Here is a 10,857-nt window from a genome sequence, read left to right on the forward strand (position 1 = left end):
TCTCAATGCAGGGTCAGCGACAGGTGGTCGGCCACCGGGCCCAACACCAGCGCCGGCATGAACTGCAATACGGTCAGGACGACGATCAGCGCGATCAGGGTCAGCGCGAAGGTCGGGGTTTCGATCTGCAGGGTGCCCGCCGATTCCGGGGCCCGGCGCTTGGCGGCCAGTTGCGCGGCCACGACCAGCGGGATGATCAGCACCGGGTAGCGGCCCAGCAGCAGCACCAGGGTGCAGCTCAGGTTCCACCACGGGGTGGCGTCGCCCAGGCCTTCGAAGCCCGAGCCGTTGTTGGCAAACGCCGACACGTACTCGTAGAACACCTGGCTGATGCCGTGGAAGCCGGGATTGGACGTGCCGGTGATCGCCGGGATCGCCAGGGTCACCGCGGTGAAGCCCAGGATGGTGATCGGCTGCAGCAGCACCAGCAGCGCCAGCAGTCGGACCTGCGGGGTTTCCAGCTTGCGCCCGAGCAGTTCCGGGGTACGCCCGGTCATCAACCCGGCCAGGAACACGCCCAGCATCAGGTACACGATGAACTGCTGCAGGCCGCAACCGATGCCGCCCCAGATTGCGTTGACCAGCATGTTGATCATCGGCACCGCTCCGGCCAGCGGGCTGAGCGAGTCATGCATGCCGTTGACCGAGCCGTTGGACACTTGGGTGGTGATCGCCGCCCACAGGCCGGTGCCGTCCGCGCCGAAGCGCACTTCCTTGCCTTCCATCAGCAGCGGGCTGGCCGCCGTGGCCGAATGGCCTTCCAGCCATACCGTGGCCGCCACCGACACGCTGGACATCGCCAGCATGCAGCCGAACACCAACCCGGCCAGGCGCCTGCGTCCGGTGAACGCGCCCAGCATGAAGATCACGCTGATCGGGATCAGCAGAATGCCAATCAGCTCCAGCGCGTTCGACAGCGGGGTGGGGTTTTCCAGCGGCATCGAACTGTTGGGGCCATACCAGCCACCGCCATTGGCGCCCAGCTGCTTGGCCGCGACCATCGCCGCGACCGGGCCCAGCGGCAGTTTCTGCGTGTCCATGCCGGCGGCCGCATCGATCGGCGTCGCCTGCGGGCCGGCGGCCAGCGTCGAGGGCACGCCCTGGCTGGTCAGCAGCACCGCCCACAACAGGCACAGCGGCAGCATGAAGCGCACGCACGCGCGCACCACGTCGGCGTAGTAGTTGCCCACGTCCACGCGGCGGTCCGCGCTGAGCTGCGCGGACTGTGCGGCGTCCACGTCGTCCGGACGCGCACCGAACAGCGCACGCAGCGTGGCCACCACCAGCGCCAGGCCCATCATCGGCGTCACCACCTGCAGGCCGGTGATGGCGGTCATCTGCGAGAAGTAGGACAGCTGCGCCTGGCCGGAATAGTGCTGCTGGTTGGTGTTGGTCAGGAACGACACCATCGTGTGCAGCGCCGTGTCCCAGCGCATGTTGGGGATCTGGTCGGGATTGAACGGCAGCCAGGCCTGGGTCATGAAGACCGCCTGCACCAGCACCGCGATCACCACGTTGCTGAGCAGGAAGGCCATCACATAGCCACGCCAGGACATGCCGCGCGCCGGGTTCACCCCCAGCAGCCGGTACAGGGGCTTTTCAATCAGCCCGAACAGCGCATCGCCTCGCATCGGCGCACCGCGCATCACCCGGGCCAGGTACAGCCCAAGCGGAAAGGCCAGCACGATGCTGGCCAGCAGGATCAACAGGATCTCGGTCATGGTCGGCTCCGGTCAGAACGCTTCGGGCCGAAGCACGACGTACAGCAGATAGGCGGCGGCGACGAGCACCAGCACGCCACACACCAGGGAAAGCCAGGCAGGCATGGTCGTGGCCTCAAACGCAGGAAAGGAGGGCGGCGGTGCAGGGCGCACCGGCGACAGGGAACACAGGCAGATACAGGCTCATGGGACGTCCAGGTGGAACCACTCCACGTCAGGCGCCCATCGTCTGCCTGCCCGGCATAAAGGGGCCACGCCCAGCACCACGCCCAAGCGTAAAAAGTGCATAAACAAACGTAGAGCCGACCGTTGGTCGGCTGCCCCCGCTGACCTGCCTTCCGGTGTGCCGGCCGCTGGCCGGCTCCTCGCTCAACCGTCCGACGACGTCAGCCGCCGGCCGCTGGCCGGCGCCTCATGACCCTGGCCCGATGCACGGGGAGCCGGCCAGCGGCCGGCACTACCGAAAGCGCCACGCGCACAAAAAAGGCGGCCATCCGGCCGCCTCTCACTCCAACAACGTCCGCCAGCTCACGCCCGCGGATCGGTCCCCACGCCCTTCAACAACCGATACCGCTGCAGGGTCTCCTCGATTTCCACATCCAAGGCCTTGCGCTGCGCTTCGAAGGAGGCCTGCATGCGCCGCTGCGCCACCAGTTCGGCGTGACGCTGCTGGATGCTCTGGGCCTGCTTCTCGGCCACCGGCTTGCCAGCCAGTTCGCGGTCGCCGGCGGTGCCCAGCAGGCTCACCAGTGCATCGCGCAGGCTGGCCACGTTGTAGCGCGCGGTCTGCACGTTGTTGTCGATGATGCCGGTGCGCTCGGTGAACACCCGGCGCAGGTCATCTTCGTTCTCGTAGGTGGACAGCATCGCCTGCTCGGTGCGCTTGCGGGTTTCCTCCGCAGCCAGGTCGAGCTGGCGCTGCGCGGCCACCGCCGCCGCATCCGCGCGCTCTTCCTCGGTCAACGTGCGCTCCACCTCACCACGTCGCAGCCCGCTGGCCGCGCTGAATTCCTCCCGCGCGCTGTTGACCGCGTCCTGCGGCAGCGTATCGCTGCAGATCCGCTCGGCGCCCTTGTTCCAGCAGTAAAGCTTCTTGGCTTTCGGCTCGTTCTTGCCGCGCTGGGCCTGGGCCGACAGCGACGGCGCGGCCAGCAGCAGGCCGATCAGAATGGTGGTGGCAATCCGGCTGGACATGGTTGGCGAGCCCCCTGCTCTCAACGCGTAGGACGGCTGCCGTAGCGGGACCGATAGTCCTCCAGCGGCTGCCGGTATCCGACAAGTTCCGGATTTCCGGAGGCAAAATCAAGCAGGTCGGCCAGCGTGGCCACCGCCACCACCGGAATCCCGGCCTCTTCGGCCACCGACTGGGCCGCCGAGCGGCGGTCGGTTTCCGAGGCGATCTCCTGGCGATCCAGTGCCACCACGATGCCGGCCGGGGTGCCGCCGGCGTCCTTGATGATGGTCAGCGCCTCGCGGATGGCGGTACCGGCGGTGATCACGTCATCGACGATCAGCACGCGCTTGCCATTCATATCCGCGCCGATCAGGTTGCCGCCTTCGCCGTGGGCCTTGGCTTCCTTGCGGTTGAACGACAGCGGCAGGTCGCGCCCACGCTGGGCGAACTCGCAGGCGGTCGCGGTGGCCAGCGGGATGCCCTTGTAGGCCGGGCCGAACACGACGTCGAACTTCAGCCCGGTGGCCTCCACCGCATCGGCGTAGCAGGCGGCCAGCTGGACCATGCGCGCGCCCGAATCGAAGCGGCCGGCATTGAAGAAATAGGGGCTCAGGCGGCCCGACTTGAGGGTGAACTGGCCAAAACGCAGGGCGTCGGCGGTCAGGGCCAGTTGCAGGAAACGGTGGCGATGGTCGCTCATCAGGACTCTATTCAATTCATTTGGACCGCAAATCCTAATGCATGGGCGCTTTTTTCGCCCTCAGACCGCCTTCTCCCGCGCCGCGCAGCATTTCCCGGTCCTCCCCAACGGCTGGCACCGACGGCGCATCCCGGCGAGCCGTGGCGGGGTCTTCCCGGTATGCTTTCCCGGTTACCGCTCCAGACCCGGGTCAGCATGCGCATCATCAGTTTCAACGCCAACGGCATCCGTTCCGCCGCCACCAAAGGCTTCCTCGACTGGTTCCGCGCCCAGGACGCCGACGTGCTCTGCATCCAGGAAACCAAGGCCCAGGAAGACCAGCTGACCGACCCGATGTTCCGTCCGGACGGCCACCACTGCTTCTACCGCGACGCCATCACCAAGAAGGGCTACAGCGGCGTGGCCATCTACAGCAAGCGCGAGCCCGACCAGGTCATCACCTCGCTGGGCTGGGCCCCGTTCGACGATGAAGGCCGCTACATCGAGGCCCGCTACGGCAACCTCAGCGTGGTCTCCTTCTATATTCCGTCGGGGAGTTCGGGCGACCTGCGCCAGGGTTTCAAGTACGAAGTGATGGAGTGGCTGCGCCCGATCCTGGCGGAGTGGCTGGCCAGTGGCCGCGACTACGTGCTGTGCGGCGACTGGAACATCGTGCGCTCGGCGCTGGACATCAAGAACTGGAAGTCCAACCAGAAAAACTCCGGCTGCCTGCCGCCCGAGCGCGACTGGCTCAACGGCCAGTGCGCCGACGCCGGCCAAGCGCTGGACATCGCCGCCGGCCAGGGCTGGACCGACGCCTACCGCCTGCTGCATCCCGAAGGCCAGGATTACACCTGGTGGAGCAACCGCGGCGCGGCCCGGGCCAACAACGTCGGCTGGCGCATCGACTACCAGTTCGTCAGTCCTGGCCTGCGCGATCGCCTGCGCAGCTGCGCGGTCTACCGCGATGAGCGTTTCTCCGACCATGCCCCGTTCACGGTGGACTACGCCCCATGACCGAAGCGGTCGTCAAGCCGCGTCGCCCGTGGCAGCGGGTGCTGACCAACCTGCGCCAGCGCAAGGTGCTGGCCATGCTGCTGCTGGGCTTCAGTTCCGGCCTGCCGATCTACCTGGTCGGCAACACGCTCGGCTTCTGGATGCGCAAGGAAGGCATCGAGCTGACCACCATCGGCTTCCTGTCGTGGGTGGGCCTGGCCTACTCGATGAAGTTCCTCTGGGCCCCACTGGTGGACAAGGTCAACGCGCCGCTGCTGGGGCGCTTCGGCCGCCGCCGTGGCTGGATGCTGTTGTCCCAGCTGGTGGTGGCCGTGGCGCTGGTGGGCATGGCGCTGGTCCAGCCCAAGGGCGGCCATTTCGTCTTCCTGGGCATCGCCTGGGAGCACCTGGTGGTGTTCGGGGTGATGGCCACCGTGGTGGCCTTCGCCTCGGCCACCCAGGACATCGTCATCGATGCCTGGCGCATCGAAATCGCCGAGAACAGTGAACAGCTCGGCCTGCTGACCTCCTCGGCCGCGCTGGGCTATCGCACCGCGCTGCTGGTCACCGATGCGCTGATCCTGCTGATCGCCGCGCGGGTGGGCTGGCAGATGTCCTACGAAATCATGGCCGGCCTGATGGCACTCGGCGTGGTGGCGGTGGTGATGGCCCGGGAGCCGGCGCGCGCGCAGCTGGCCGTGCAGACCCAGGCCGCCCCGCTGTGGACGCCACGCGGCCTGTTCGATGCACTGGTAGGGCCGTTCGTCGCCTTCGTGCGCGAACACCGCAGCGGCGCGATCCTGATCCTGCTGGCCATCAGCGTCTATCGCATGGCCGATTTCATCATGGGTCCGATGGCCAATCCGTTCTACGTGGATCTGGGCCTGGCCGAAGAGACCGTCGGCGCGGTGCGCGGCTCGGTCGGGCTGGTGGCCACCTTCATCGGCATCGCCGCGGCCGGCCTGGTGTCGGTGCGCTGGGGCGTGCTCGCCACGTTGCTGGTCGGCGCGGTGCTTGGCCCGGCGTCCAACCTCGCCTTTGCCTGGCTGGCCTATGTCGGCCCGGACCCGACCAGCTTCGCCATCGCCATGGCCATCGACAACATCTCCGGCGGCTTCGCCGGCACGGCGTTGATCGCCTACATGTCCAGCCTGACCAGCATCGGCTACACCGCCACCCAGTACGCCTTGCTGAGCTCGTTCTATGCGATGCCCGGCAAGGCATTGAAAGGGCTGTCCGGTTGGGCGGTGCAATCGTTGGCCCAGGGCCGCACCCTGCTGGACGGGTATGCGCTGTTCTTCACCGGCACCGCATTGATCGGCATCCCGGTGGTGATCCTGTGTGCCTTGTTGATCCGTCAGCAGCGCCGACACGCCCCGCCAGCCTGACCCAGGTTGCCCGCCGCGCCGCGCTGGGCCATGATCACCCCCGTTGTGCCGTGGGGGCGGTGCTTGCCGACGGGGGAGAACAATGGTCGATCTGCTGCTGCGGGATCTGGACCCGCTGTTGAACGAACGCATCCGGCGCGTGGCGGTCGCACGCGGCTGGACCCGTGAACACACCTGCGTGGTGCTGCTCGAACAGGGCCTGTTCGCCAGCGAACTCGAAGTACGCAGCGGCTTCCAGAATCCCGAAGTGGACGCCCTGGCCGACGCCATCGCCGCATTGCAGGCATTGCCGGACGCCCAAGGGGTGTAGCGCAGGGCACTGGCGACCATCCCAAGGGTAGAGGGATCGCCGGGCGCGGATAGCACCGCGCTGCGCGCGGTTGCCGAGCATGGCTCGGCTGCCCTTGCCCCGGTAGAGCCGAGCCATGCTCGGCTGCTCTTGCTCTTGCTCTTGCTCTTGCTCTTGCTCTTCCCCTACGCCGGATGTATCGCCCCCAGAATCCGCGGCCCCCGCGCCCCGCTCACGCTCGGCAGATTCCCCGGCAAGCCGTCCAGCGTCCGCTGCGCCAGCCACGCAAACCCCATCGCCTCCAGATAATCCGGGTCCAACCCGTGCACCGCACTGGATTGGATCACCACCCCCGGCAACCGCGCGCCCAACCGGCGCAGCAGCTGTGAATTACGCACCCCACCGCCGCACACCAGCACCCGCTTCGCCTCGGGCAGGTGCGCCAGCAACGCGTTGGCCACCGTCGCCGCCGTGAGCTCCATCAGCGTGGCCTGCACATCGGCCGCCGCCAGCTCGCCTTCGCCCAGCGCCTGCTCGGCCCAGTCCAGGTGGAACTGCTCGCGCCCGGTACTCTTCGGCGGCGGCAACGCAAACCACGGCTCGGCCAGCCAACGCGCCAGCAACGCCTCGTCGAAGGTCCCACTGGCCGCAAACGCCCCGTCCGCATCGAATGGCACGCCCCGGTGGCGCTGGCACCACGCATCCATCAGTGCATTGGCCGGGCCGGTGTCGAAGCCGCGTGGCACGCCATCGCGGGGAATCAGGGTCAGGTTGCCGATGCCACCCAAGTTGAGAATCGCGCGATCCTCATCGGTGGTGCCCAGCATCGCCAGGTGGAAGGCCGGCATCAGCGGTGCGCCGTGCCCGCCTGCAGCCACATCGCGGCGGCGGAAATCGGCCACGGTGGTGATCCCGGTGGCCTCGGCGATCCGGTTGGCGTCGCCCAGCTGCATCGTGAACGCCGGATCGGCCAACGGCCGGTGGCGCACGGTCTGCCCGTGCGAGCCGATCGCGCGCACCTGGGCACGATCCACCCCGCTCAGCCGCAGCAGTGCAGTGGCCGCCTCGGCAAAGCGCAGCCCCACTTCGGCATCGATCCGGCCCAGCGCATCCAGCGAGGCGATATCGCCGCCTTCGCCGAGTGCGATCAGCTCCGCACGCAGCGCCGGATCCCACGGGTGGGTGTGGCCGTGCACAAAGCGGCAGCCGCCCTCGGCGGGAAACTGCACCAGCGCGGCATCGATGCCATCGGCGCTGGTGCCGGACATCAAGCCAATGAAGAGCGGGCTATGCGGATCAACGACAGCGGTCATGGCAGGCAGTCAAAGCGGGTTGCGTCCAGCTTCGGCGCAACCCGTCATCGGCGTCAATGCGCACGTACCCGCGCGCTGGCTGCCGCGATCAGCCGCGGTTGCGCCTGGCCGGCTTGGCCACGCTGGCGGTCTGGGTCTGCGCCTGGGTGTCGGCCGGGGCCACCTGCGGGGCCGGACTGGCTTCGGCATAGATCAGCTTCTCCATGCCCTGGATGCGCGCCAGCGCCGGCGCGGTCTGCGCGCGGAAGGCAGCCAGCTCGCTGCCACGCAGCGGCTCCGGCGGCGGCATCGTCACCGACAGCGGATTGCGGTGCTCGCCGTTGACGCGGAATTCGTAGTGCAGGTGCGGGCCGGTGGCCATGCCGGTCGAGCCGACATAGCCGATCACCGTGCCCTGGGCCACGCGCTGGCCGACCTTGATCGAGCCAAAGCGCGACATGTGCCCGTACAGCGTGGTGTGGCCGCGGCCATGGTCCAGGATCACCACGTTGCCGTAGCCACGCTGGGTACCGGCAAACTGCACGCGCGCATCGCCGGCGGCCATGATCGGGGTGCCGGTGCGCGCGGCGTAGTCCACGCCCTTGTGCATGCGCATCTTGCCCAGCACCGGGTGCTTGCGCGCGCCGAAGCTGGAGCTCAACCGCGCGAACGGGATCGGCATGCGGATGAAGCTCTTCTTCAGCGGTCGCCCGCTCACGTCGAAGTACTCGGACTTGCCGTTGCGGTCGAAGCGGAAGCCGCTGTAGGTCTTGCCGCCGGAAGTGAAGGTCGCCGCCAGGATCTTGCTGGTATCCACCTTCTCGCCTTCGCGCCAGGTTTCATCCAGCACCACGCTGAAGCGATCGCCCGGCTGCAGGTCCTTGGAGAAGTCGATGTCGTACTTGAAGATCTCGTCGGTCATCGTGGCGATCGCAGACGGCGACAGCCCGGCCTTCCGCGCGGCCGCATACAACGAACTGGTGATCTCGCCGCTGGCGACGATGCGGCGGGTCGACGACTCGCGCTTGATCACCTTCTCGGTGATCTGGTCATCCTTCAGCGACAGCTCGACGCGGTTGTCGGCATCGCGGTCGAAGCGGATCGTGCGCAGGTCGCCGGACAGCGGCAGGTCGAAGGCGATCTCCGCGCCCGGGCGCAGCTTGGTCAACGCCGCGCGCGCGCCGGGGTGCTCCAGCACCTGGTGCATCACCGTGGCCGGAATGCCGGCCTCGTCGAACAGGTTGCTCAGGGTCTGGCCGCGCTGCACCCGCAGCACCTGCCAGCTGTCACCGGGCACCTGCTTCTGCCGCTCCAGCGACAGCGGCGGCAACGGCAGGGCCAGGGTGGAATGGCCGACGGAGTAGGGCGTTTCGATGGTGTGCGAGAAGCCCGGCACGATTGTGGCCACCAGCGCGCCGATGGTGGCGAACAGGCTGGCGTGCATCCAGTGCCGGCGCGTCCAGCGCTCGTTGAACGCGGCGGGAAGATGCTGCTTGAGCTTCCGATGCAGGGCGGTGTCGTGGAGGACGTGGAGACGTTCCTTGAAGCGCTGCTTGCGCGCGCGGCCTTGATCGGAGTTGAGCATCGTCGGTCTGTTCCTGACTGGCCCGGGAGCGCGGGCCCAAACGTCGGTAACATAGACAGGTATAAATACCGCGTCAAACCCTTGTGCCTATTGGCTTTTGTGAAGCGCATGCGGTTAACTTGTACTTAACGTCATTCATGTAAATAAGGCATTGCCGGGAGTTGTCACGTGTCCTCGATTGAAGAAGCCATCGCCCTGATCGGTCGTGGCGCCGACGAAATCCTCAAATCCGAGGAACTTCGCCAGCGCCTGGAAAGCGGCCGCCCGCTGCGCGTCAAGGCTGGTTTCGACCCCACCGCCCCGGACCTGCACTTGGGCCACACCGTGCTGCTCAACAAGCTGCGCCAGTTCCAGGACCTCGGCCACCAGGTCATCTTCCTGATCGGCGACTTCACCGGCATGATCGGCGACCCGTCCGGCAAGAACGTCACCCGCAAGCCGCTCAGCAAGGACGACGTGCTCGCCAACGCACGCACCTATGAGGACCAGGTCTTCAAGGTGCTGGACCGCGACAAGACCGAAGTGCGCTTCAACTCGGAGTGGTTCGGCAAGATGGGCGCGGCCGATATGATCCGTCTGGCCGGTCAGCACACCGTGGCGCGCATGCTCGAGCGCGACGACTTCGCCAAGCGCTACGCCGCCCAGCAGTCGATTGCCCTGCATGAGTTCCTTTACCCGCTGGTCCAGGGTTACGACTCGGTCGCCCTCGAGGCGGACGTCGAGCTCGGCGGCACCGACCAGAAGTTCAACCTGCTGATGGGCCGTGGCCTGCAGGAGCACTACGGGCAGCAGCCGCAGATCGTGCTGACCATGCCACTGCTGGAGGGCCTGGACGGCGTGGCCAAGATGTCCAAGTCGCTCAACAACTACATCGGGATCAATGAGCCGGCCATCGATATGGTCACCAAGACCATGAAGATCGGTGACGACCTGATGTGGCGCTGGATCGAGCTGCTTTCCTTTGATATCAGCCAGGCCGAAGCGGTGAGCCTGCGCGAGCAGGTCCAGGCCGGCGGCCTGAACCCGCGTGAGGTCAAGCTGCGCCTGGCGCGCGAGCTGACCACCCGCTTCCACGATGCCGCGGCGGCCGAACAGGCCATCGCAGGCTGGAACGCCGCCGTGACCGGGCAGGGCGATGTGACCCTGCTGCCGCTGCAGGAAGTGGCGATCCCGACCGAGGGTCTGCGTATCGGTGCGTTGTTGACCGCTGCAGGCCTGACCCCGAGCAACTCCGAGGCCTCCCGCAAGCTCAAGGAGCGTGCAGTGAAGGTCGATGGCGAGGTCGTGGACGACGCCCAGCAGGTGTTCGTGCCCGGTTTTGAAGGCCTGCTGCAGGTCGGCAAGCGCACCTTTGCCCGCGTGCTGCTGGTTGGGGCCTAAGCGCCACAAGGGGTTCGGGCGATCCGGACCCCTTCGAGCATGAATGGGAGGGAGGCGACGTGAAAAAATGTCGTCTGCCCCCTTCACAAACGCCCCGGATGGGGACATACTTTCCCTCCCCCGACGCAGGGGCCACCGCAAGGCGGCAACCGCGAAGGATCAGGACCTCAACCACTTCGAAAGAAGGTGTTGACGGAAACGAAAAGCCTGACATAATAGGCGGCTCGCAACGACGAAAGCCTCTCGGGGCAAACGACGAAGCGGCATCGGCAACAACGTCCACTTCGGTGTGACGGCCTTGAAAAAAGGTGTTGACGAAGCAGATAAGCCGGCTATAATGGGCGGCTCGCAAC

The 10,857-nt window shown here is 67.0% G+C and carries 10 protein-coding genes; 4 read left to right on the forward strand and 6 right to left on the reverse strand.

Annotated features, from left to right (window positions below):
• Nucleotides 1-2 precede the first annotated feature (2 nt).
• The 4 genes from kdpA to pyrE all read right to left on the reverse strand — a co-directional run bounded on the left by kdpA (nucleotide 3) and on the right by pyrE (nucleotide 3,595).
• Complete coding sequence (kdpA, locus tag AC1DR7_RS16230; protein ID WP_457319242.1) at nucleotides 3-1,721, reverse strand: potassium-transporting ATPase subunit KdpA; 1,719 nt, start codon at nucleotides 1,719-1,721, stop codon at nucleotides 3-5.
• A 12-nt stretch (nucleotides 1,722-1,733) separates the two neighbouring features.
• Nucleotides 1,734-1,826 (reverse strand): potassium-transporting ATPase subunit F, encoded by a 93-nt coding sequence (locus tag AC1DR7_RS16235; RefSeq protein ID WP_017355708.1) that lies wholly within the window; start codon nucleotides 1,824-1,826, stop codon nucleotides 1,734-1,736.
• Between the two features lie 423 nt (nucleotides 1,827-2,249).
• Nucleotides 2,250-2,915: a hypothetical protein gene (locus tag AC1DR7_RS16240; RefSeq protein ID WP_457319243.1), complete on the reverse strand. Its 666-nt coding sequence runs from the start codon at nucleotides 2,913-2,915 to the stop codon at nucleotides 2,250-2,252.
• A 20-nt stretch (nucleotides 2,916-2,935) separates the two neighbouring features.
• On the reverse strand, nucleotides 2,936-3,595 hold the full coding sequence (pyrE, locus tag AC1DR7_RS16245) for an orotate phosphoribosyltransferase (protein WP_478051272.1): 660 nt from the start codon (nucleotides 3,593-3,595) through the stop codon (nucleotides 2,936-2,938).
• 195 nt (nucleotides 3,596-3,790) lie between these two features.
• On the opposite strand from pyrE, the gene AC1DR7_RS16250 reads away from it, so the two are divergent.
• The 3 genes from AC1DR7_RS16250 to AC1DR7_RS16260 all read left to right on the forward strand — a co-directional run bounded on the left by AC1DR7_RS16250 (nucleotide 3,791) and on the right by AC1DR7_RS16260 (nucleotide 6,268).
• Entirely contained in the window at nucleotides 3,791-4,591 is an 801-nt protein-coding gene (locus tag AC1DR7_RS16250) for an exodeoxyribonuclease III (protein WP_312238734.1), read from the forward strand.
• On the forward strand, nucleotides 4,588-5,958 hold the full coding sequence (locus AC1DR7_RS16255; protein WP_457320967.1) for an AmpG family muropeptide MFS transporter: 1,371 nt from the start codon (nucleotides 4,588-4,590) through the stop codon (nucleotides 5,956-5,958). The genes AC1DR7_RS16250 and AC1DR7_RS16255 overlap by 4 nt, the downstream gene beginning before the upstream one ends.
• Before the next feature lie 82 nt (nucleotides 5,959-6,040).
• Complete coding sequence (locus AC1DR7_RS16260; RefSeq protein WP_256777512.1) at nucleotides 6,041-6,268, forward strand: hypothetical protein; 228 nt, start codon at nucleotides 6,041-6,043, stop codon at nucleotides 6,266-6,268.
• A gap of 164 nt (nucleotides 6,269-6,432) precedes the next feature.
• Here AC1DR7_RS16260 and AC1DR7_RS16265 read toward each other — a convergent pair whose 3' ends face one another.
• A complete protein-coding gene (locus AC1DR7_RS16265; protein ID WP_478051273.1) occupies nucleotides 6,433-7,560 on the reverse strand; it encodes an anhydro-N-acetylmuramic acid kinase in 1,128 nt (375 codons plus the stop codon).
• 88 nt (nucleotides 7,561-7,648) lie between these two features.
• Nucleotides 7,649-9,124, reverse strand: a complete 1,476-nt coding sequence (locus AC1DR7_RS16270; protein ID WP_457320940.1) for a M23 family metallopeptidase — start codon at nucleotides 9,122-9,124, stop codon at nucleotides 7,649-7,651.
• A 168-nt stretch (nucleotides 9,125-9,292) separates the two neighbouring features.
• Between AC1DR7_RS16270 and tyrS the strand changes: the two genes are divergently transcribed.
• Nucleotides 9,293-10,504, forward strand: a complete 1,212-nt coding sequence (gene tyrS, locus AC1DR7_RS16275; protein WP_457320942.1) for a tyrosine--tRNA ligase — start codon at nucleotides 9,293-9,295, stop codon at nucleotides 10,502-10,504.
• The last annotated feature ends 353 nt before the right edge of the window (nucleotides 10,505-10,857 follow it).

It is taken from the genome of Stenotrophomonas sp. P5_A9, assembly GCF_056400525.1.